The following is a 24565-nucleotide window of genomic DNA, read 5'->3' on the forward strand; positions in this document are numbered from 1 at the left end:
AAAGCAATCCTTCAAAATCTAATTCAGCGCTTTAATAGGACTGCCTGTCCATTCGGTTTGCGGGGCCAGTTGTTCACCTTTCATAATCAGTGATAGTGGCTCCAGTTTTACATCATCGCCAATTTGGCTATCATACAAAATAATGCTGCGGGTGCCAATGCTGCATCGCGCGCCTATCTGTATGGTTCCTACCTTCATTACCCTATCTTCAAATAAATGGGTTTGCGGGCCGCAATCTTCGTTCAGGGCGGTATCGTCGCCAATGCTTACCATATCATATTCAGTGATATCGGTGGTATTAAGCCATACCCGTTTACCTATTTTAACACCAAACAGGCGCAATACCATAGGCAAAAAGGGAGTCCCCCTTAAAAAATCGAGCATAAAGGGAACGGCCAGGGCTTCGTAAGTACTGGTAATAGCCTCGCTGCGCCAAACCTTATGTGTCCACATGGGTTTTTGCTCTGTTTTGTATTTTCCTACAAATATCCACTTTAATACCAGCGTAACCAGCAGGGCGGGAAGCCCCATATATTTCAGGTAATAAAAAGGAAGCTTTGGCAATTGCCCCAATATTTGCCATGCGTTACGATCTTTCACCAGGTCGTGAAAATAGGCTATAAACAATACGCTGCAACAAATGATAACCGTTTCCGGCAATATAATCCTGATAGCTTCGATGGTTCCCCTTGCTATTTTGCGCGCCCATGATGGAGTTGTAGTAAGCGATGGCGGATACTCGCCGCTGCTTTGCCGGCGCGGCAGGGCAATGGCCGGCGAGCCGAACCAATCGCCCAACGGGTTATCGGCCTGCTGCTCTAAAGTTGGCGGTACAGATAAAACCCCGATCAGCATATTATCGCCAAGGGTATATCCTTGCGGGATGAGGGCGCTGTTACCCACAAAACTACTGTTGCCAATTGTGGTATTATTTAAAATAAGCCGTTGTGCACGAATATCCTCTTCACCCAGGGTTACTGCATCGGCAATAAATGATTCGTTACCGATGCTGAGCATGGTATGGGTTACGTTGCTTGCTGTAGAGATCTCGGTGTTTTTGCCAATTTTGGCGCCCAGCATCCTAAAGAAAAACGAAACAAATACCGTGGCATAAACCGGGTGCAGTACAATCAGCGCTACGGAGATAAGCTGATCTGACAACCATTTACGCACATAAGTACTGCTAAAAACCGGGTAGGTGCCAGGCTTAATCCCCCACAAAAGCACCCGCGAAAGCAACACGGTTTCAAAAGCATAAATGACGATGTATAGCAGTGTTAACAGCGGCACATGTATAAAATAGCTAAAGTTATAATCGGGCGAGTTAAGGTCCATGTAGTTCAGCAGCTCAATTACCGGCAGCAGCGGCAGCAATACTACTATCGGGAAAACAATTAGCAGCAGGCTATACAAAAAGCCATAAGTCTTGATTTTTAAAAAAGGCGTTTTTAGTGGCTGCGGCAGGTCTTCGGGTTTTGCTGTGTGTGTTTTTTCGGCCGGGCTGCCTTTCCAAGCTTCAAAGGCTTTAATGGTTTTGCCGCTTTGCAGATGGCTCAGGTCCTGGAGTTCGCCCCAGTCTTCTACTTCGGCCCCGCCGGATATTACCGCGTTGCTGCCGATATAGGCATGAGCGCCAATTTTTATCTTGCGGAATTTGATCATCCCATTCTCCACCGTCACATTATCCAGTACTACGCCCGAGCTCAGGCTGGCATCGCCGCCAATTTCCAGCAGGTCATACGCACCCACGGTGATTGAGCTCAGCTGCGCATCTTTAGCAATACGCGTACCCAGCATACGCAGGTATAGCGGGTAAATAGGCGTCCCGTTCATGAATTGCGCGGGCGACAGCCTGATGAGGTTATCAACCAGCCAGTATTTGAAATAATAAAATCCCCACAAAGGATGATCGCCCTCCTTTACCTTGCCCAATAAAAGCCATTTGGCAGCTATCGCCATAAAAGATAATAACGGCGGCACTAAACAATACAAAAACAAAGCGATTAAAATAGCTATCGTACGATCATCGCGCCCGGTTTCGGTATCGGCTACTACATAGTAGTAACCCAGATAAGGGATAAAAATTTGTATGGCAAACAGGCTATAGATAACCAGCAACGCAAAACCCTGCGATATACCGCATAAAAAGTACCGTAACGGGGGTATCTTTTGAAAAAGCTCTTTTTTAACATGAATCTTTTGTTCTTTCTCCTTTTCGGCGTGCTCCCAGGCGTTGATGAGGTTTTTAACCGGCCTGTTGGTATAAATATCCTTAAGTGAGGCATGTTGTACGCCGGCCTCCTTGCGCAGCCATGATGAAAAGCTTGCGGCCAGCAACGAGTGCCCGCCCAGGTCAGTAAAAAAATCCGATTCGGACGTAATATCCCTGCCGGGGAAAATATGCTTAAGGCCGACCATTACCTTCAGGGCAATGGGGTCGGCGGCATTTATTTTTATTTCTTCCTGCACCTTTACCTGTAAAAGAGCATCAGGTACAGGCAAGCCCTTTCGGTCAATTTTACCGCTGGGCAGACGGGGTAACTTGTCAAGCGCAACAATTACCAGCGGCACCATGTAGGGCGGTAATGTTTCGGCCAGTTTTAAACGGGCATGGTGCTCTTCCAGGGTATGGCCATTTTTCAGGGTAATATAGCCTACCATCTGGTCCTGTCCCGAGGCATCTTTTTTTAAGGCAACGGCGGCCGTGGCTACTTCTTCCAGCTGGTTAAGGCGTACTTCAATTTCGCCCAGTTCTATCCGGTATCCGCGCAGCTTCACCTGGTCGTCAAGCCGGCCGTGAAAATCAATGCTGCCATCGGCCTGCATCACTACAGCATCGCCGCTCAGGTAAATCCTGTCGCCGGGCAGGCCAGCAAGCGTGGCTGGCTTATCCAGGAATTTTTCTTTAGTTAATTCGGGGCGGTTAACATATCCCTCGCACACACCGGGGCCCGATATAATCAGCTCGCCCTGCTGGCCTACAGGTAAAATATTAAATTGCTCATCAACAACTGCCAGGTTATAATTGGGCAGCGGACCGCCTATTGTAATGGCATCACCGGGCTTTAAAGCTACCATGGTTGATGTAACCGTAGTTTCGGTTGGCCCGTAACTGTTATAAAAAACATTTTTGCCTGGCTTGCTCCAGCGGTTTAATACCGCGGTCGTACAAGCTTCGCCACCTGCGTTAACCAATCGTAGCAGCGGTATATCGTCATCAATAACAGCCAGTAAGCTTGGCACGGCATGTAAAATGGTGATGTGTTGCTGTTTTAAGGTTTCGCTTAGTTCGTCGATTGATTTGGCAGTTGTAGCATCGGCCACCCAGATGGTAGCCCCGGCAAAAAGGCTGATCCAGGTTTCTTCGCACCACATATCAAAGGATACAGAGAAGCCCTGGTACACCTTATCTTCGGGAGTTATATTGATAACGCTTTGTTCTGACCGGATGAGGTGGCAAATATTGCGGTGCAGTATCGGGATACCTTTTGGCTTGCCGGTACTGCCCGATGTATATAAAACGTAAGCCCGGTCATCAGCTGTGGGGCCGGCAGGTACTGTAAAATATTCATACTCCTGTTGAAAAAGGGGAACTTCAAATACGGGACAGGAAAGTTGTGGCGAGCCGTCGCTAAAACAGGCCGAGGCACCAACTTCCTGCAAAACTATCTGTAGCCGCTCTTCGGGCATCTCCCTATCCAGCGGTACATAAGCCGCGCCCGATTTTACTATGCCTAATATAAGCGCATGCAACTCCAGCCCACGGGATTGCCATACACCGATGGAATGGCCGTTGCCTATTCCCTTGGAAGCTATAAAATGTGCGATATAGTTGCTCCATTGGTCAAGCTGGCGGTAAGTTAGCTGCCTGTCGCCAAAAATAAGCGCGGTTTTATCCTGATATAGTGTAGCTGAATTTCTGAAAATATCGGCAATAGTCTCATCTTTAATAAGGTCTGGGCGAAAGGCACCCATTAGTTGGCTCTGGGATATCATAGGTATTGGTAATGCCGAAAATTACAGTATAGTTTTTGATAAAATTTCAAGTTTATCAACAATAATTTTTACCATAATGCATGGCGATACCTATAACGAATAAGCAACTAATTTGTGATAATATTAAATAAAATAAATATCCACCCGGTTTATTTATTAACATACACCACACCGTCCTTCATCACAAAGTGTACGTTCATGATGGCGTGAATATCTGTATCTACATCACTATCTACCGCTATAATATCGGCCAGGAAACCTTGTTTCAGATTGCCTATCTTGTTAGGCATATTAAGTTGTTTGGCGGCATTAATAGTGGCAAACTGCAGCAGTTGCGGGATGCTTACCCCCTCTTCATGATAACCGATAAGCGTATGCTTGGAAAATGCGGAATAAGGCATATGCACATCAATATAATCATCAGACCCTGCGGCCACTGTAACGCCAAACTTTAACGCGCGCTGTAGTCGGTTGGCCTGGGCATCCGTCATCTTTTTTAATTGGGGTGCTACACTTTTATCGCCGGGATAGGCTATCGCAGCGTAGTTGGCATATATGGTACTATCGCCATCGGTAGGTACCAGGATCACTTTCTTTTTGGCCATCAGCATCAAGGTGCTGTCATTTACCTTGTAACCGTGTTCAATGCCATCAACTCCGGCAATTACCGCGTTATATACTGCCTGATTATCCGTTGCGTGGGCGGTAACCCGCAAATTATAACGATGTGCCTCCTTTACAATCGCACGCATTTCATCAACAGAAAGGGCAGTACGGTTTGGGGTATTGTTGGAGTAAATTTTAATTACGTTGGCACCCTGGGTAACGTTTTCGCGTACGGCCTGTATGGCATCATCGGCGCTGGTTATTATCCGGTATTCGTCATTAGCTATGTTCCGGTGCTGGTAAATTAAGCCTGGTAACTGCCCGCCCTCGCTGGATAATCCCTGCCCCGCACAACTCATCCGCGGACCAACAACCAACCCGTCTTCAATTGCTTTGCGCAAAGCGATATCGGCAAACTTGCCCGAGTTGCCCAAATCCTGTACAGATGTTATACCTGCTTCTAAATAAGCCTTTGCCCTTACGGCACCATATATCGCCCGGTATGCATCGCCCTGCTGGGTCAACACTTTCTCTAAAGACAGAGTTGAAAAATCCATGCCTGCCTGCAACTCTTCCCTGAATAACAAATGCGTGTGTGAATCTATCAGGCCGGGAAGAATTGTGTATTTAGAAAGATCTATCAGTTCGCGGTCTTTCTTATCTTCACCGGATAAATCCCTGTCGGCTTTTACCGCTTCTATTTTATTGCCGTCAACCAATACATCCAGTCCTGTTTTAAATTGACCGGCTTCGCTGTCAAATAGCTTCCCCGTTTTAATAAGGTATTTCTGGATGGTTTGTGCCGAAGCAAAGTAAGGGATGACTGATAAGGCAAGGATGATGAGTTTTTTCATTGTAGTATATAGGCGGTTATCTTCCCTGCGGCCTTATTTAAAACGAGCTTAGGGACAACGCAAGATAACATTTAAAATGCGTTCCTCTTTTGTTTACTTTTTTACAACCCCATGCCGGCAGTCAGCTTGAAACAGCAGAAGTGGCCTTAGCAACCACAGCGCGAAAACAGCGGTAACACCAGGCTATTTACCGGACAACGTTGCCCGTATTTTTTTAACTTCAGATGCGGTAACCAGGCTGCTGTTGTTACCAAAATTGCTCCTGATATAGGTAAGCACACCGGCTATCTCTGCATCGCTCAAAAAATTGTGCTTTGGCATTACACTGTTGTATGGCTTGCCCTTAACGGTAACGGGCCCTTCAAGGCCGCTTAATAACACTCTTATGGCGGGCTCCTTTTCCATGTATTTGCCGCCGGTTACCCACTCCGATCCGCCCAGGGGCGGGAAAAGGTTACCATCGCCTTTGCCATTTTTTTGATGACAGCTGGCACAGTGCGTGGTGTAAATTTTTGCACCGCCTTTAAGCATCCCGGTTGCAAAATTATTGCGTGCCTTATCGGGTATTTTAAAATTGGGCAGCTTTTTACGCAACTCCATTTTAGCCAGCATGGCGCTGGTAAATTTAGTTTTATCGCCCTGGTAAAAAATGCGCCACACCCTCCCCAATTCGGTATCGCTCACATATAATGAGCCATCAGGCCCTGTGGATAAACCCATGGGGCGGCAAAGCGCATCGCTTACGCTTACCACGGTGTTACGGCCCGCAAAACCATCGGCAAATATCTCCCACTTACCCGTCGGTACGCCATTTTTAAAGGGCACAAAAGCCACAAAAAAGCCGGCCTGCGGATATGGCGAGCGGTTGGTTGAACCATGAAAAGCCACAAAAGCGCCATTCTTATACCTGGTCGGGAATTGGTTGCCGGTGTAAAACAATAAATCATTGGGTGCCCAATGCGCCTGGAAGGCAATCAAAGGCTGGGCATATTTTGCGCCATCGCCCGCTTTTATGCCGTCGCCGCCATACTCGGGATTTAACAGTTTTTTGTGTTTAATGGGGTCGTAATAGTAGTATGGCCAGCCTACATCTGTTCCTTGTTTTATCTTCAAAAACTCCTCGGCGGGCATAACGGCGCTTTGCCAGGCGCTGAATTTTTGGGGGAACAGCAGGCGCAGATCGTCGCGGCCATGCGCTACAACATACAGGCAATTATCTGCGGTGTTCCAATCCATGGCTACCACGCTGCGCAGGCCAGTGGCGTAACGGATACCATCTTTTTGCTGCTGGTTGGGCTTGGCTTCATCAAATTGCCATATGCCACCGTACTCCTGCAACAAGGGGCAGCCTTTTATCCCCGGCGAACCGGGAACCCGGTTTTGCTCCTGGCAGGCATTGGATGGCGCACCGAAGGCAACGTACATATGCCCGGCATCATCAAAAGCCAGGGGCTTGGCGTCATGCTCATGCTCGCCGTGGGCATCATGTAATATCAATTCCAGCGGACCATCGGGCACCAACGTATTCGGATTTAATTTGGTACGGTAAACGCTTACCTCCGAACTGAAATACAGGTAGCCTTTATGCACCCGCATACTGGTACCATAAGGCCCTTTATCGTCATAGTTGCCAAATTTTTTAATCGTATCAACCTTGCCGTCGTGATCCGTATCCCTTGCCGCAATGTTGCCGCCGATAGAATCGGGAAACCGGAGTTTTATATAAATATCGCCATTGGTATTTACGGCCAGGTGGCGTGCCCTGCCGGCCAGGCTATCAATAGCGATGACGGCCTTGAAATTACCGGGCAGGTATAGCCCGCCGTTGTTTTTATCGGCAGTTAGCGTTTTATCTGGATGTTTAACTAAAACAAAAGCGAGTGTTATTGCCGCAATTGCCGTGGCCAAAAGCACCGTAACTGTTTTTCTTACTCCTAAAAAAATATTTTTCTTCATCCGGAAATCATACGCCGACTATGAATCGGCAGCAGGTATTGCCGGTAGTAAAAGGAATTTGAAGGGGAAATGTTTAAAGAAAAAATCAAATATTAAGATTGACAACACAGAAAACCGTTTCAACATAGCATGCGATTTTTATAAGACCTTTAAAAAGATTAATTTTAGATTTCAAGTGAATTTTAATAATAAATTTGTCTTCATGGACTATATTGAAATAAAAGGATACAAGTCGATAAGAGAAGCCAAAGTAGAATTAAAGCCCATAAACATACTTATTGGAGCTAATGGCTCTGGCAAGAGTAATTTTATTTCATTTTTTGAATTTTTAAACCGCTTATATAATCAAACTTTAAAGGAATATGTCGGTTTAAATGGCGGCCCGGAAAGAATGCTATACCAGGGAAGCAAAGCTACTGAGTCAATTAGCGCTTATGTTTCTTTTGATAAGGAGGTGAATGCTTATTCATTCACCATAACAAATGGTGATGACGGCTTCATCTTCACAAAGGAAAGTTTATGGTACTTAGGAAACCCATGGGACGTTTCTTTATATAAAAGTGAAGCCAGCGTTAAAACCGATGGCAAATATCGTGCTAAGTATGTAAGGGGACACTTAAACGGGTTCAAAAAATATCATTTTCATGACACCGGTAGAAAATCCTCCTTCAATCAAACCAGTCATATACTTAATGACAGTTACTTTTTATACGAAAAAGGAGAGAACTTAGCTGCTTTCCTTTACGCTATACGGCAAGCGAATCAAATTGTGTATAATCTTATTATAAAAACCATACAAAGTATCGCGCCGTATTTTTCTGATTTTTTTCTTCAACCCAATAACGAAGGCTTTTTACGACTGCAATGGCAGGATAAGTATAGTTCAACAATTTACGGCGCATCTGATCTTTCTGATGGCACAATTAGGTTTATTGCCCTGGTTACCTTATTCATGCAACCCACACTTCCCAGTAGCATTATCATTGATGAACCGGAACTTGGTTTGCATCCATTTGCCATAGCCAAATTAGCAGGCATGATTAAAAGCGTAGCAGCAAGGGGCACACAGGTAATTATTGCTACACAATCATCCGATCTTGTAAATCACTTTGAGGCTGATGGTATTATAACGGTTAACCAGGTTAATGGCGAGACCGTGTTTAACAGGCTTTTAAAAGAGGATTTATCAATTTGGCTCGAGGAATACTCAATAGGCGAATTATGGCAAAGAAATATTCTTGAAGGAGGCCAGCCTTAAATCAGCTTATGAAAAGGATCATAATAATTTGCGAAGGCCCAACCGAGCAGGAATTTTGTAAGGATGTATTACAACCTCATTTCAATTCGAGAGGTATTTATTTGCATTGTCCAACAATTAAAAAGTCAGCTGGTGGAATTGTGCCGTGGAATGCTTTAAAAAAACAGATAGAGATTCATCTTTTACAAGATAGAAGTGTATTTGTGACAACACTGATTGATTACTACGGAATCAACGAGAAGCATAATTTCCCCGGATGGGATACCTCAATTAAAATAATAGACAAAAATGAGAGAATGACTTTTTTAGAAAATTCAATGAAATCTTCCATTAATAAGGCAATAAATAATAGGTTTATATCTTATATACAATTACACGAATTCGAGGGGCTGCTATTTAACGATATAACAATATTCAACAACCTTATTCCACAAGGCGATTTCATTAATAAAAATGAATTGGAAAATACAATAAATAATTACCCCAATCCCGAAATGATTAATGATACTCCACAAAACGCGCCGTCATTTAGATTGTCCCGGTTAATAAAAGGTTATAACAAAATTGTATATGGCGCTATTATAGCCGAAAATATCGGGCTAAATAAAATCAGAAGTAAAAGCTTGAGATTTCATAATTGGGTGTCCATTTTGGAAACGCTCTAACGATGGAGAATTATGGCTTTCGCCCTCAAATTTAATAAAAATCCTATCTTATCGTCCTCAATTTATTTACAGCAATGCCCAACTCAGAAAAAAAATTAGGCTTATGGACAAGTACCTCACTGGTGGCGGGCAATATGATAGGCGCAGGTGTTTTTTTACTGCCCGCCGCTATGGCCAGTTTCGGGAGTATTGGTTTGCTGGGTTGGGTATTTTCGGCAGCGGGCTCGTTTTTCCTGGCAAAAGTTTTCAGTAACATGAGTAAGCTACTGCCACATGCTACGGGTGGCCCCTACGCCTTTACACGTTATGGACTGGGCGATTTTGCAGGCTTCCTTGTGGCCTGGGGTTATTTTCTATCTACCTCATGCGCCTGCGCGGCCATTACCAAATCGCTGGTGAGCGCCTTAAGTACGTTTTTTCCGGCGCTGGCAAGCGGCCTGCCTGCGGTAGCCACCGGCCTTTGCGCTATATGGCTGCTTACTTATATTAACACACGCGGAGTTGTAACCAGCGGCAAATGGCAGCTGGTTACAACCATACTCAAAATTTTACCACTGGTGCTTGTGGCATTTGGCGGCCTGTTTTTTTTACAGGCCAAAAACTTTAGCCCGTTTAATAGCAGCGGTACAAGTACCTATAGTGCAATAAGCACCACCGCGGCCATGACCCTTTTTTCTTTTATCGGAATTGAATGCGCCACTATACCTGCCGGGAGTGTGGAAAACCCACAAAAAACGGTGCCGCGTGCAACATTGCTGGGCCTGTTAATTGCTACATTGGTATATATTTTAGGAAGTGTAAGCGTAATGGGGCTTATTCCCGCTGCGGAGTTGGCAAAGTCGCAAACGCCTTATGCCGATGCCGCTGCCATAATTTACGGCAACAACATTCGCTACTGGGTAAGCGCAGGTGTTGCCATTGCCGCTTTTGGTGCGCTTAACGGGTGGACACTGATGCAGGGGCAAATGCCCTTTGCCGTTGCCAGGGATAAATTGTTCCCCGCCATATTTAGCAAGCAAAATAAAAAGGGCGTGCCTTACATGGGCATCCTGCTTAGCAGTACGCTTGTTTCTGTTTTTATGAGTATGAATTACTCCAAAGGATTTGTTGAACAATTCAGGTTTTTACTGATGCTTTCGCTGCTGTCGATGCTTATTCCTTACCTGTTATCGGCTGCATCCTATCTTATTATCAAGGTAAAAAACAAACAGGCAGATGGCTGGCTTGGCGCTGTGGTTTTGGCCATAGTAGCATTTGGTTACGCACTATGGAATATTGTTGGCTCCGGCAAAGATGCCGTTTATTACGGCTTTGTTTTGCTGATGATGAGCGTGCCTTTTTACGTTTGGGTAGCCTACCAAAAAAACAAGGAGCAATAGATACCCTTAAATTCATTCAATCTTAAGTTAGCAGTAAAAAGGGGTAAAATTCAGCTTATCATCTACCGCTTTACCCTATTGCCTTGTACAGCAACCTGCGTTGTACCTCGGCAGTGCTAATACCTGCTGTTTTATTACCAGTATTTTAAATAAAATGTAATAATATTATTACACAGCAAACCCGTATCTGTTTATTAAGATGGAAATCAATTGCTTGTAGGCTTTAAAAAAGTCATAAATGTTAAATTTTTGGCTTTAAATGTTAAATATACAGGTACAATTGTTAAATCGTTTTGATTACTAAAAACTTAGTTATACCTTGGTTTCCATAAACAACCTTATGAAAATCACAATTACTGCACTAATAATACTCCTGTTTGGTACAGCTTCCGTTTTTGCACAAAATACCTATTCTATCAAGGGCGGAGTTGCCGATACGGCTTCAAATTCTAAATTAACCAACGCTACTGTTGCTGTTTTAAGTGCCAAAGATTCCATTTTGCAAAAGTTTACCAGGGTAAGCGATGGTCAGTTTGCCATCAGCGATCTAAAAAAAGGCAAATTCATTTTGCTGATAAGCTACTCTGGCTACGCCGATTTTGTAGAGCGTTTTACCCTTGATTCGGCACATACTACGCACGATTTTGGCCACATAGGCATGATACTTAAAACTCAGCTGCTTAAAGAGGTTATTATAAAAGCCCAGGTTGCGGCCGTAAAAATAAAAGGCGACACCACCGAATTTAACGCCAAAGCATTTACCGTACAACCAAACGCCAAAGTAGAAGACCTGTTAAAAGAGCTTCCGGGAATACAGGTTGATAAGGATGGCAAAATTACCGCCCAGGGCCAAACCGTAAGTAAGGTTTTGGTTGATGGCGAAGAATTTTTTGGCGATGACCCTACCCTGGTTACCAAAAACCTGCGTGCCGATATGGTAGACAAGGTACAGCTTTACGATAAAAAAAGCGACCAGGCCGCATTTACCGGTATTGACGATGGTGTGAAGAATAAAACCATTAACATTAAACTTAAAGAGGATAAAAAGAACGGTTATTTTGGTAAAATAGATGCCGAAGGCGGTACCGATAAATATTACCAGGAGCAGATTTTATTTAATCGCTTTAAAGGCAAGCAGAAATTTTCTGTTTACGGAACTTTAGGTAATACAGGTAAGGTAGGTTTGGGCTGGGACGATAACAGCAAATACGGCGGCACCGGCGGCCTTGAATTTGGCGATGGCGGCGAGATATATTTTAACGGCGGTGGTGGCGACGACCTGGATTCGTTCAGCGGAAGATTTGATGGCGAGGGAATCCCGTTAGCCAGATCGGCAGGCGCGCATTACGATACCAAATGGAATGGCGATAAGGAATCTATCAACGGCAATTATAAAATAGGATCGTTAAATGTGGATGGTACCAAAAATACTATAGCGCAAAATAACTTCGACGGTACATTTAACACCAACAGCTCAGATCAAACTTTTCATAACCACATGTTCCGCCAAAAACTGGATTTAACCTACCAGGTTAAGATAGATACCAGTCAAAACCTGAAGCTTATGGTAGATGGTACATCTAAAGACGCCATCACCAATACCAAATATGATTATGTAAGCAATTATGCAAACGGCGGGTTACAAAACACCAGTAAGCGTAATGTTGATAATGACGTAAAATCGAAGATATTTAACGCAAGCGCTTTTTATACTAAAAAATTCAAAAAGGTGGGTCGTACGTTTTCGTTAAATGTATCAGAATCGCTTAACCAAAGCGAGTCAAAGGGTTATTTGTATGCCCGTACAAAATCATATGATACAACTGCTACATTAACCCAGGATACAATCATCGATCAGCGCAAGGTATCAAACATAAAAAGCAACGTGTTAAATACCAACCTTACCTATACAGAACCGCTTACCAAAAAGCTTTCGGCGGTGGTAAACTACGGCATCAACCTAAGCAACAGCAGTTCTGACAGGCGCTCCTATAACGATCCGGGGGGGGCCGGGAACTATACCACACTTGACACAACGGTGAGCAACTTTTATAAATTAAACCAGGTGGCCAACCAGTTTGGGCTTAACCTTAATTATAAAGGCAAAAAAGCCACATTCAATTTTGGGTCGAGAGTGTCGGTGGTAAACTTTAAACAAATAGACGAGATCAGAAATATACCTGACAGGACCCGTAATTTTGTAAACTGGTTTCCGCAGGCTACATTCCAATACCGCTTTTCGCAGCAGGAATCTGTACGATTGAGTTACAATGGTAATACAACACAACCTACCATTGACCAAATTCAACCCGTACTGGTAAATAACGACCCGGTAAACAGAACAATTGGTAACCCCAATTTAAGGCCATCATACACCAATCGTTTAAATTTTAGCTATAACTCTTATAAAGTGCTCAGCGGGCAGTCCATTTGGTTATATGGTTCTTACTCCAATACCTACAACCCTATTGTAAGCAACGTTACCACGGTAAATGGCAGAAACACCTATGTGTACACCAACCTTAACGGCAACCAGACAGTAAATATGTATGCAAGTGCCTACTTTGATAGAAAAATCCCCAAAGTAGATGTAAACGCTGGTTTAGGTATTAACGGAAGCGGTAATACTTATTACAATTTTGTTAAGTACAACGATGGTCCCAGCTCCTTAAATAAAACACAATCATACACTTACAGCCTCGATTTCAGGCTATCCAAATACAAACAAAAGAAGTATGATATGTGGGCTTCGGTAGGGCCTACTTATACGGTTAACTCCTCGTCGTTACAAACTAATATTAATAACAACGGCCGGGGCTTGCAGGCAAACGGCGGCTTTAATATTTACCTCCCCCTGCACTTTAGTATCAACTCCGATGCTACATACCAATACAACGCGGCAACACAATCGTTTCCCCAGGATTTCAGGAAAACGATCCTGAACGCAACCATCGGTAAAACTTTCCTTAAGGATGAAAGTATAAAAATATACCTGGCCGGCAACGATTTACTGAACCAGAATACCGGATACAGCCGTACAGGTAACGCCAACCAGATTTCGCAGGAGCGGTATACTACTATCCGCAGGTTCTTTATGCTATCACTTATTTGGGATTTTAACCATGTTGGCGGCGGTGCCGCGCCAGCAGCTAAAAAATAATTTACATGAAAAAGTTTATTTTATTTACAACAGCTTTATTAGTACTTGGCAGCAGCTCCCTGTTTGCCCAAAACAAGCACTTTACTACCAATGGCATTATTGAATATGAAAAAAGCGTAAACATGTACGCTGTTTTTCAGAAGATAATTGATAAGGACAACGAAGCCTGGCTGCAGCCCGCTTTTGACTCCTATAAAAAAACGCAGCCTCAATTCAGGAAACTGAAAAGTACTTTAGCCTTTGGCAACAACAAAACCCTGTTTACCCCCATTGAGCCCGAGAGCCAGGGCAATACTTTCTTTTTGGATAATCCGATGGTTGGGCAAAATAATACCGTACAAACCGACCTGAATACCTACACCAGCATTGACCAAAAAAAGGTTTTTGAATCGCTGTTTTTGGTGAAAGACAGCGTACGCAAAATAAACTGGAAGATTACTACCGAAACCCGCGAAATTGCCGGTTTTACCTGTCGCCGTGCAAACGCGCTGGTACTTGATTCGGTTTATGTGGTAGCTTTTTATACCGACGACATTACCGTACCGGGTGGTCCCGAATCATTTGCCGGCCTGCCAGGCATGATATTGGGCCTTGCCATTCCCCACGAAAACGTAACCTGGTTTGCTACCAAAGTAAATGAAGTACCGGTGGACGATAAAGCCCTTGCAGCCCCTAAAAAAGGAAAGGCTGTAGACCGTAAGGGACTAACTGCCACCCTAACCGATGTAATGAAAAACTGGGGCAACCAATCAAATATTTATTTAAAAGCCTTTATCCTGTAACCTATCATAAACTTAAGCAACACCCTGTTATGCTCGGCATAGCGGGGTGTTTGCGTTTTAGAACTTTACACATGCAACCCCACCATCGGCCACACAATTTGCCTGATAAACTGCGGGTGAAACAGCAAGGGCATTGGTGCTATCACCCAAAACAATGTCCATAAACGGGCGGTGAACGGGTATTTTAAAAAAGCAATACCACCATCTGTCAATTCCTTTTCCAGCAGTACCATAATTCCCTGGATAATAAAATATATCATGGGCAAACCATACCCGCTATTTACCGGTACACTAAGCGCCAGTTCATGCAACAGGCCCGAGAAACCGAATGCAACCATTAACGCTGCCCCTGGACCTATTTTATTACGCAAGGGCCGAAAGATGGTTATGGAAGTCATTTCGCTAAAAGCCATATTCCAACGTTTGCCCCAAAATTCAGTCAGGCTCATGGCCCTGGCAGGTTGTTTAAACAGGTAATAGGTATTTACGCCTTTAAGCCGCCACGTACCCGCGCTAATACTCAACAGCCCGAAGTGAAGAATAAGACTTAGCCCAACCAGCAAAAAAGCGGTGGTTAACAAGTAAACCGGCCGTGCACCTAATGGCAGCAATACCATTTGGCGCCCCAGCAAAATAAGCACCCCGCCGGCTATTACCCGGCTTACACCAAACCAAATCATTGCCCAGGCATTGGGTAAGGGTGCCTGCCCAAGGTTTTCAAAAGGCTCGGCACGCATACCGGCCCAGCCGCCTGCAAAAACCAGCCATTGATTAAATTGAAGGGTAAGTTTTTTGGTTTTATAACTTTGGGCAACGGCAATAACCTTCATTGCAGTAAAGGTTGTGGCAATAATGGCCAGCATCCGTAAAATTGGGTTGGCCTGTAAAAATATAAAGTGAACAATAAGGATACTTACAATCAGCAAAACCCAGCTTTGCCACACCATTTTGTATTTTATAAATGCATAACCCAACAGTACAACAATAACGTTTGTAAGGCCGAAATAAAAAAAGGATAATAGTACGGCCGCGGTGATCATGACTGTAAATAGTTAAAGTAACAGGCCCGGCTATAAACAATACTCAGGAAAACAAAAAGAATAACCAATACCGCCTCGGCCAGTTTATGCAATTTACCTTTGGGGAAATTTGTCCTGTCGAAATAAAAGAACTGGATCAACACCCTGGAGATCCAGTATATCGCGATAAAACCGGTAAGCAATGTTGCCAGCTGCGAGCCGTTAACAAGGTCATTAAATGCCAGGACCGAAAGCAGGCCGAAGCAAAGGTTGATAACCAGGATGTATGCGGCATAAGTCCAAAACATTTGCTTAATCAGGGGCTGCACTTTTAGCAGCTCGGACCGCCAGTTTAAAACCCGGGGAATGGCCAGGCTGCCAACCACCAGCCCTACCTGGGCCAACCCTGCAAACCAGATCAATTGCTGAATACTAAAACCTATGGTTTTCATTTTACCGGCTATCTATTTTCATCTGTTTCAATAGTACAAATCTAAATAAAATATTAAATTTTCAAAATTTATTGAAAATTTAATATCTGACAAAATTAACAAGAGAGGCAGGGTCGTTTCTGTTATTGGCGCTATTTATCCATTCGTCGGATCTTTAAACTCACATCCACGTACTCGCCAAATATTGATACCCCCGTAGACTTTGCATCAGGGTAAAAAGCCGTCGTAATAACCTTTTCGCCATTGTTGCCAAATATCTCTATTGAATTACGGTCAACAAGTAGCTGGATCTTCACCAATGTATTCAAGAGTTTCATAGGCCGCATGGGTATAGTTTGAATGTGATTAACGGCTGGCTTATTGTTTTTTTCGGCATTCGAGCAATCAATAAACAGTTGTTGCTTAGCAGCATCGTACCCTACAATTATATCATTGTCTGGCATATCCTTGTTTTGTGCAATTTTAAAACCGGCCAGTTTAGCTGTGCTCATAACAAATTCGGCATCTATCCAATAAGCATTACAGTTGCCAACTTCCGGCAACTGTACATCGCTTTTTTTCATCTGGATATCTTTAAAAATAACACTGGCAGCCATTGTATCAAGTTTCTTTTCACTATCGACAGTAGGCTGTTGTAACAGCCTCAATCCCTGGCTTGTAGTTTTTAAGGAAAGATCGCGGGGGATAGACATTTGACCGCGCCACGGATAGGTATCTGGTTTGCCCGGCACCAACCAACCCAATAAAGTAGTTTTATGATTGGGTAAACGCCAGGGGATAGCAGCATAAAAAGCATCGCCACCATCAACCGGCAAGGTTGCGGCGCCGGGATAACTATTTTTAAAAGTAGTGCCATCAAAATCGCCAATAAAGTATTGCATCGATGGACCGCGGTCTGTAAAGGCCGAAACAAAAAGCACCCACTTAATTTTCGATTTGTTGCCATCTACCAACAACGGCACCATTGATGGGCATTCCCAGCCGCTTTTAGTGTAACCAGCCGGGCCAAAATCGCTGAGTCTTGTCCACTCTTTCAGGTTTTTAGAGCCGTAAATTCTTACCATATGCTCGTCAACCATGGCTACCGTCATGATCCATTGTTTGGTTGGTTCGTGCCAGAAAACATTGGGGTCGCGGAAATCTTTTTTATTCAGATCGATAACCGGGTTGCCGGCGTATTGGGTATAGCTTTTGCCTCCATCGTTACTGTAAGCTATATATTGCGATTCTTTTTTCTGTTTGGGCTGATCGGCAGTAAAAATGGCAACTATCGGAGCTTTACCATTTTTACCAAAACCACTGGTATTATTTTTATCCACCACTGCCGAGCCGGAGTAGATATAGGTTAAAGTATCCTTGGTCACTATTTCGGGAATGGCAACCGGCAGGTTTTTCCAGTGCAGCAGGTCGGTACTGGTGGCGTGCCCCCAGCTCATGTGCCCCCATTTATTTTCGAAAGGATTGTGCTGATAATACAGGTTATATTTGCCGTCCAGGAAGATGAGGCCGTTAGGGTCATTAGTCCAGCCGGTGGGCGGCGTAAAGTGGTACGCAGGCCGCCATTGCGGGGTTGGTGCTTGCTGGGCAAGCACCTTAATAGCAAACATCGAAAAGGCAAGGCAGCAGATAAAATATTTAAACATAGGTGGCTGTTTATAAAGTTGGCAGCATAAAAGTACACTAAAAATTAACTCCCGGGCAAATAGGGCAGAAACAACGCAAATATTCGCGTTATTGTTAAATAAAATTTTGAAAGCTTGTTTTAAAGTCACAACTTTAAACAAGTCTTTTGCCTTTAAACCATATTGAAAAAATTTATTGCCTTAATGTTACTAAACATTCACCTGCTAAATATTGGCGGGCAGCTGGCATTTCATCAATATTTGGTTTACAAAACAGATAAATTTTATACCGAGCAAACCCGTAAAGGGCTTTACAATGTCAAAGATCTGACCGAGATAATTATTCCCGTTAACCTCCCCAATATTCGTGATTGGAAAGGTTTTGAGAGCATTGCAGGGCAGATCCAGTTTGGGAGCACCAACTACAACTACGTAAAAATGAAGATGACACGCACCGGCTTACACCTGATGTGCATCCCCAATTACGAAACTACCCAACATATTGATAAAAATGTAGTTAATGCCAAAGGCGTTAAAGATATCCCGGTACCACAAAAAGATCACGTACCCTACGGCAAAACCATTTTGCAGGAAAATATAAGTTTCTCTTTTGCACAAATTGAGTTTAATTGCCCTATAAAAAACTTACAGAAAAATCCTGTACAACCCGTACAGCCCTTGGTTTATTACCACCGGGACATTCCTGAACAACCGCCAAAAGCCACCTGCTAATCCCCTCTTTTTAATTCATTTTTCCGGACGGTGCTGTTAGTACCATTGATTTGTCTTTATTGGAATTTGCCTGCGCGCTTTAACGCAGTTTGCTGCTTTTGCATTTAGCCAGAGCACAAACGCGATAGCAACGTTGTATAAACATCAATAACGGCACCTCATTCTCCGGGCAATTTTCAAACGGCGGAAAGCCCTCAACGTAGTTAATTTTCAAATCCTCAAATTTTCAAATTACCATGCCTTATATACCTCTTGAAACCCATTTACCGGGCATTACCGGCCTGTTGGAGTACAGCAAAGAAAGTGCTGCTCCTATTCGCGACCTGACCCAAATTTTGCTACGCGGCCCGTCGACCCTATCCGAGGGCGACCGCGAGCTGATAGCTACCATTGTATCCCACGGCAACCAATGCAAGTTTTGTACTACCGCCCACACCGCCGCTGCCGACTTGTATTTAGGCGAAAATGATACCGCCCAAAAGATCAAAGAAAACATCGAGACCGCACCGGTGAACGAAAAAATGAAAGCACTGCTCACCATTGCCAAGCTAACCGGCCAAAGTGGTAAAAATGTAACCTCTGCCGAAATTGACCGGGCTAAGGCCGCAGGTGCGACAGACATCGAAATTCACGATACGGTATTAATAGCTGCTCTTTTTTGCCTGTACAACCGTTACGTTGATGGCCTGGCCACCGCGTTGCCTGCCGATGCCGGGTACTATAACATCCTGGCCGATCGCCTGGTTAACCATGGTTACACCCGCCTGCCGCAGGGCTATGATCACCTTAAAAAATAAATCATTATCCTAATTAATTTAAAACCAAGTCACAATGAAAAAACTTTTATTTATCATATTAATGCTCTCGACAATCAACCTGTTTGCGCAGGAAAGCAAAATAACGGGTACCCTAACCGATGCCGCAACCGGCCAGCCTGTTGTAGGTGCCAGCATTACCGTTAAAGGCAAACTAACGGGTACCATTACCGACTCAAAGGGTAACTACAGCCTTAACCTCAATAAAATTAAGACGCCCTTTACGCTCATTATATCTGCCGTAGGGTATGAGCAAATAGAAAGTAATGTTACAACCACCGGCGAAGTAAGCCTCAAATTACAGCAAAAATCCATCGTACTAAACGAAGTGGTATCATCTGCTACCCGTATTAACCAAAGCATATTACAATCGCCGGTTAGTATCGAAAAAATGAGCCTGAAGGCTATTAAAGAAAATCCTTCATTCACGTTTTATGATGGCTTGCAAAGCTTAAAAGGAGTAGCTGCGGTAACCAGCAGCTTAACCTACAAACAGGTGAACACCCGTGGCTTTAACAGCACTGGTAACGGCCGCTTTTTGCAGTTGGTTGATGGTGTTGATAACCAAACGCCCGGCCTCAATTTTTCGGTAGGTAACCTTTTTGGCGCATCGGATATTGATATCGAGAGTGCCGAAGTAATACCAGGTGCGGCATCAGCACTATATGGCCCGGTGGCCTTTAATGGTTTATTGTCGTTAAAAACAAAAGACCCCTTCAAATACCAGGGCTTAACCGTACAGGTAAAAACGGGGATGAACCACTTTGGTGAGTCATCTGTAAAACCACAGGGTTTGTATGATTTTGCTGCGCGATACGCCAAAGCCTTCAATGACAGATTTGCCTTGAAAATTAACGCTTCGTATTTAACCGGCAGGGATTGGTATGCCGAAAACTATACGGATGTAAGCGCATCAACCCCGGTTGCCCAACGGGGCCCCAATAACCCCGGGCGCGACGCGCTGAATATTTACGGCGATGAAGTATCGCGCACCCTTCCCGGCATCGGCCTGGTATCAAGAACCGGTTACGAGGAAAAAAACCTGATGAATTATAATGTATACAGCCTTAAGTTAAACGGCGCTTTACATTACCGCATCAGCAATAACCTGGAGGCCATTTACCAGTACAACTTTGGTAAAGGAACTGCCAGCTATACCGGCAGCAGCCGTTTTGATTTGAATAACTTTGTACTGCAAACCCACAGGGCAGAACTGAAAGGCAGCAACTTTTTTATCCGCGGATATTCCGTAGCCGAAAACTCGCACGATTCATACAACACCCGCTCGTTGGCGCAGTTCATAAACCGCGATTGGGTGCAGGATTTAAGCGGCAACACCGTTACGCCCGATAAAGCCGACGATACCTGGTTTACCCGTTATTCAACAGCTTACAACGGCAACGCCAGCGGCGTAACCGCCCACAATAATGCAGCAGCACGGGCTTTTGCAGATCAGGGCCGTTTTTTACCGGGCACAGCTGCCTTCAACGCTGCCAAAGATGTATCTATCCATAACTACGGCCTAAGCGGCGCCGGGGTGTTTAGTGCAAGTAAATTTTACCATGCCGATGGGCAGTATGATTTCTCGAGCGCTATTAAAGTGTTTGAATTGCTGGCCGGCGGCAGCTACCGCGATTACCGCATGTTTACCAACGGTAGTTTGTTTGATGATAAAACCAACCGCGTAACCATTGCCGAATACGGCGCATTTATGCAGGCCGCCAAAAAACTGTTTGACGATAATCTGAAGCTAACGGCCTCTATCCGTTATGATAAAAACGAAAACTTTAAAGGAAGTTTTACGCCCCGCTTCTCGGCAGTTTATACCGTTGATAAAACCCATAATTTCAGGGCATCGTACCAAACCGGTTTCCGGAACCCTACCCCGGTTGATCAGTTTATCCACCTTAACGTAGGCCCTATCACCATTTTAGGTGGCGCACCCAAAAACAGCGCTGGGTTAAACGTGTATGAAAACTCGTTCACCGCGTCATCGGTAAGTGCGTTCGGTGCGGCATTTGGCGCGGCTGTAGCCGGCGGAACACCTTTTCCGCAGGCGGTTGAGCAAAACAAAGGTTTACTGCAAAAATCAAATGTGGCCTACATTAAGCCAGAACAGCAAAAGGCTTTTGAACTGGGCTATAAAGGTTTAATTATGGATAAATTACTGGTTGATGTAAATTATTACTACAGCAGCTACACCAACTTTATCCTTAACACAGTAGTAATACAGCCACAAGACCAAATATTAGGTGCCGATGGTAAAGTTACCACAGCATCGGCAAGTGATATTCCCGGTGGCAAGGTGCATGCCTTTCAGCTATACACCAACGCGCCCGATAAAGTATCGGCACAGGGTGCAAGCGCCGGTTTAACTTATTTGTTTGATAAAGGATATGCCCTGGGCGCCAATGCTACGCTATCAACTTTCAATCTGCGCAACGCAAATCCAAACAATATTGCAGCTTTTAACACGCCTAAATGGGCTACCAATACCACTTTTGGCAACAGCAATTTTGCCAACAATTTTGGCTTTAACCTGGCCTGGCACTGGCAAAGCGCGTTTGATTGGTACGGTACTTTTAACGGAACGCGCCCGGGCCGTGTAGATGCTTACTCGATGGTTGACGCGCAGATCAGCAAAAAATTGCCCAAATTAAAATCGACGGTTAAGCTGGGTGGCAGCAATATTTTTAACCGCCATATCTACCAGTCGTACGGTTCGCCGGCCATTGGCGCTATTTATTATGTATCCATAGTATTTGATGACCTTTTAAAATAAACAATATGAGCACACTTGTAATTGATAAGCCGGGTTCAAAACCGCAAACAGATATCAGCGTACCCTACCGGGTAATACTATTTGCTATTTGTTTTTTGAGCAGCGCCCTCGGGGGTACAGTATCTACTTTGATGTCGGTTTATCTGCCGGTGGTGGTTAAAGATTTGCAGGGCAATTTGCCTCCAAATGAAATTAACTCCATCAGTGGCTATATTAACGCCATCTTCATTTTTGGATGGGCCTTAGGCGGCTTTACCTGGGGCGTTATCAGCGATAAAATGGGCCGTAAAACCGCCTTACTGATGGCCATTAGCTGTTATGGCATCTTCACCATTTTAACAGGCCAAATGCCCACCTGGTGGGGCGTTGTACTTTGCCGTTTTATGAGTGGCTTTGGCGTAGGTGGCGTGTTGGTAACAACCATTACCCTTATAAGCGAAGTTTGGCCTGCCAAAAGCAAAGCCGTTGTTATCGGAATCCTGTCCATCGCCTTCCCTGTGGGTATCTTTTCGGCCGGGCTTATCAATTACGTGGTGTCGTCATGGCGGTCAGGTTTTCTTATCGGCGTTATTCCGCTGGCCCTGGCGTTGATAGGCGCCTGGATTTTATCCGAATCGCCAAACTGGCTTAGCTATCGTAACGATATTGCCAACCGCAACAACCCACTAAATAAATTACTATCACCCGCCCATCGCCGGGAGTTGGTAGTAGGCTCCCTAACTTTTGGCACGATGTTAATAGGCCTTTGGGCCATATTTTCATGGCTGCCAACCTGGGTGCAAAGCCTTATTACCACTCATGATGCCCCCAAAGAGCGTGGCCTGAGCATGATGTTTTTGGGTATGGGTGGCCTAACAGGTGGTTTCCTATCGGGATGGCTGGTAAACCTGCTTACTTTACGCCGGTCGATGCTGATTTGTTTTGCGGTATGTGCCGGTTTATCGTTCGTGTTGTTTAAAACCAACAGCACCTTCAGCCCTGTCATTTATGCCGAGATCTGCGTACTGGCGTTATTTTTCGGCGCCAGCCAGGGCGTATTATCTGCCTATATACCGCAGTTGTTTTCAACCGGCATCAGAGCCACGGCAACTGGATTTTGCTTTAACATCGGCAGAATATTTACCGCTACAGCCGTACTGTTTGTAGGCATACTGGTATCGGCACTGGGCGGCTATGGCAATGCCATATTCATTTTTTCGTTAGTATTTATAGTAGGCCTGCTGGTAGTATTATTTGGCCATAAAAGGGAAGTTAAAAGCTGAAAGCCGAAGGCTTAAAGCAAAAAAATAAAAGAATCAATTCAATAATTCAGTCATTCACTAATTCACTAATTAAAATATGGCACACATCAATGTACCCGAAGGCGTTCCGGGCATCCGCTCGCTGGTAATGTTCAGGCCCGAAACAGGTAAGCCTTTATATGAGCTGGCGCAGATACTACTGCGGGGCGAATCTACCTTATCGCCCGCTGAGCGCGAACTGATAGCCGCATATGTATCGTACCGCAACAACTGCACCTTTTGCTACAGCAGCCACGCCGCCGCGGCAAGGTGCCTGTATGAAGACGATGCCCTTATTGTTGACGAGGTATTGAGCGATATGCAGGAAGCCCCGGTAAGCGATAAGCTGAAAGCACTGTTAAACATAGCCGGCAAAGTGCAAATCCTGGGGACCGAAGTTAAGCAAGCCGATATCGACGCCGCCAAAAACCTTGGCGCTACCGACCGCGAACTGCACGATACGGTACTGATTGCCGCGTCGTTCAGCATGTTTAACCGTTATGTTGATGGCCTTGCCAGTCTTACTCCTACTGATCCCGAAGCTTATGCCGAAATGGGCGTGCGGATGGCAAAAGGTTATACTTTACCGCCGCAACCTCAACAATAATTATTCACCATAAAAAATATACCATGGCACATATTGAATTAAATAACGACTTGCCAGGCATAAGAGGCCTGATGTTTTACCGGCCCGAAACCGAGGCCCCGTTGAATGCCCTTGCCGAATTTTTGCTGCGCGAAGACAACTCGCTAACCCGAGGCGAACGAGAGTTGATAGGCACCTATGTATCGTACCTGAACGACTGCTTTTTTTGCCAGAACGTGCATGGCGCGGTTGCCGGCCACTATCTTAACTGTAGTATAGACGATATAGATGCTATTAAAACTGATTTTACATCCGCCGATATATCGCCTAAAATAAAAGCTTTATTAACTATTGCCGGTAGTGTTCAAAAAGGGGGCAAAAATGTAACCATTGAACAGGTAGATGCCGCCCGAAGCGAAGGCGCTACAGATATAGAGATACACGACACGGTGCTGATAGCCGCGTCCTTTTGCATGTTTAACCGTTATGTAGATGGCCTGGGCACCTGGGCTCCGCAAGACAGATCATTTTATGTTAACCGCGCCCCGCAAAGGGCAGTTGAAGGTTATGTGGGCAGTATTTTAAAGTGATTTTTAGCCGATCCGATTTACAACACAAAGG

17 protein-coding genes are annotated in these 24565 nt (G+C 44.6%); 11 read left to right on the forward strand and 6 right to left on the reverse strand.

The genetic code is table 11. The features are described 5' to 3' along the window. Nucleotides 1–18: 18 nt before the first annotated feature. The 3 genes from AC1RM2_RS11565 to AC1RM2_RS11575 all read right to left on the reverse strand — a co-directional run bounded on the left by AC1RM2_RS11565 (nt 19) and on the right by AC1RM2_RS11575 (nt 7412). A complete protein-coding gene (locus tag AC1RM2_RS11565; protein ID WP_492985233.1) occupies nt 19–3975 on the reverse strand; it encodes a Pls/PosA family non-ribosomal peptide synthetase in 3957 nt (1318 codons plus the stop codon). Nucleotides 3976–4145: 170 nt separating this feature from the next. After that, on the reverse strand, nt 4146–5456 hold the full coding sequence (locus AC1RM2_RS11570; RefSeq protein ID WP_492985234.1) for an amidohydrolase family protein: 1311 nt from the start codon (nt 5454–5456) through the stop codon (nt 4146–4148). 183 nt (nt 5457–5639) lie between these two features. Beyond that, nucleotides 5640–7412, reverse strand: coding sequence for a PQQ-dependent sugar dehydrogenase (locus tag AC1RM2_RS11575; protein WP_492985235.1), 1773 nt, complete (start codon nt 7410–7412; stop codon nt 5640–5642). A 202-nt stretch (nt 7413–7614) separates the two neighbouring features. Here AC1RM2_RS11575 and AC1RM2_RS11580 point away from each other — a divergent pair, with 202 nt between their 5' ends. The 5 genes from AC1RM2_RS11580 to AC1RM2_RS11600 all read left to right on the forward strand — a co-directional run bounded on the left by AC1RM2_RS11580 (nt 7615) and on the right by AC1RM2_RS11600 (nt 14656). Continuing rightward, on the forward strand, nt 7615–8670 hold the full coding sequence (locus tag AC1RM2_RS11580; protein ID WP_492985236.1) for an AAA family ATPase: 1056 nt from the start codon (nt 7615–7617) through the stop codon (nt 8668–8670). Between the two features lie 8 nt (nt 8671–8678). Continuing rightward, nucleotides 8679–9335: a DUF4276 family protein gene (locus AC1RM2_RS11585; protein WP_492985237.1), complete on the forward strand. Its 657-nt coding sequence runs from the start codon at nt 8679–8681 to the stop codon at nt 9333–9335. Nucleotides 9336–9409: 74 nt separating this feature from the next. Further along, nucleotides 9410–10714, forward strand: coding sequence for an amino acid permease (locus AC1RM2_RS11590; RefSeq protein ID WP_492985238.1), 1305 nt, complete (start codon nt 9410–9412; stop codon nt 10712–10714). Nucleotides 10715–12278: 1564 nt separating this feature from the next. After that, nucleotides 12279–13874, forward strand: a complete 1596-nt coding sequence (locus AC1RM2_RS11595) for an outer membrane beta-barrel protein (RefSeq protein WP_492988247.1) — start codon at nt 12279–12281, stop codon at nt 13872–13874. A 5-nt stretch (nt 13875–13879) separates the two neighbouring features. Beyond that, nucleotides 13880–14656, forward strand: coding sequence for a GLPGLI family protein (locus AC1RM2_RS11600; RefSeq protein WP_492985239.1), 777 nt, complete (start codon nt 13880–13882; stop codon nt 14654–14656). Nucleotides 14657–14721: 65 nt separating this feature from the next. Here AC1RM2_RS11600 and AC1RM2_RS11605 read toward each other — a convergent pair whose 3' ends face one another. From AC1RM2_RS11605 to AC1RM2_RS11615, 3 genes are all read right to left on the reverse strand, one after another. Then, complete coding sequence (locus AC1RM2_RS11605) at nt 14722–15696, reverse strand: wax synthase family protein (RefSeq protein ID WP_492985240.1); 975 nt, start codon at nt 15694–15696, stop codon at nt 14722–14724. Beyond that, nucleotides 15693–16127, reverse strand: a complete 435-nt coding sequence (locus AC1RM2_RS11610; RefSeq protein ID WP_492985241.1) for a hypothetical protein — start codon at nt 16125–16127, stop codon at nt 15693–15695. Before AC1RM2_RS11610 ends, AC1RM2_RS11605 begins: the two co-directional genes overlap by 4 nt. Before the next feature lie 131 nt (nt 16128–16258). Continuing rightward, nucleotides 16259–17770 (reverse strand): glycoside hydrolase family 32 protein, encoded by a 1512-nt coding sequence (locus tag AC1RM2_RS11615; RefSeq protein ID WP_492985242.1) that lies wholly within the window; start codon nt 17768–17770, stop codon nt 16259–16261. A gap of 183 nt (nt 17771–17953) precedes the next feature. Between AC1RM2_RS11615 and AC1RM2_RS11620 the strand changes: the two genes are divergently transcribed. The 6 genes from AC1RM2_RS11620 (at nt 17954) to AC1RM2_RS11645 (ending at nt 24534) form a co-directional block, all read left to right on the forward strand. Further along, on the forward strand, nt 17954–18481 hold the full coding sequence (locus AC1RM2_RS11620; RefSeq protein ID WP_492985243.1) for a hypothetical protein: 528 nt from the start codon (nt 17954–17956) through the stop codon (nt 18479–18481). 236 nt (nt 18482–18717) lie between these two features. Beyond that, nucleotides 18718–19278 (forward strand): carboxymuconolactone decarboxylase family protein, encoded by a 561-nt coding sequence (locus tag AC1RM2_RS11625; RefSeq protein WP_492985244.1) that lies wholly within the window; start codon nt 18718–18720, stop codon nt 19276–19278. Nucleotides 19279–19312: 34 nt separating this feature from the next. Next, nucleotides 19313–22078: a TonB-dependent receptor gene (locus tag AC1RM2_RS11630; protein WP_492985245.1), complete on the forward strand. Its 2766-nt coding sequence runs from the start codon at nt 19313–19315 to the stop codon at nt 22076–22078. Between the two features lie 5 nt (nt 22079–22083). After that, complete coding sequence (locus AC1RM2_RS11635) at nt 22084–23340, forward strand: MFS transporter (RefSeq protein WP_492985246.1); 1257 nt, start codon at nt 22084–22086, stop codon at nt 23338–23340. 76 nt (nt 23341–23416) lie between these two features. Beyond that, nucleotides 23417–23965, forward strand: a complete 549-nt coding sequence (locus tag AC1RM2_RS11640) for a carboxymuconolactone decarboxylase family protein (protein WP_492985247.1) — start codon at nt 23417–23419, stop codon at nt 23963–23965. A gap of 23 nt (nt 23966–23988) precedes the next feature. Beyond that, complete coding sequence (locus AC1RM2_RS11645) at nt 23989–24534, forward strand: carboxymuconolactone decarboxylase family protein (RefSeq protein ID WP_492985248.1); 546 nt, start codon at nt 23989–23991, stop codon at nt 24532–24534. Nucleotides 24535–24565 lie beyond the last annotated feature (31 nt).

The organism is Mucilaginibacter sp. GW822-FHT03E02 (assembly GCF_058801545.1).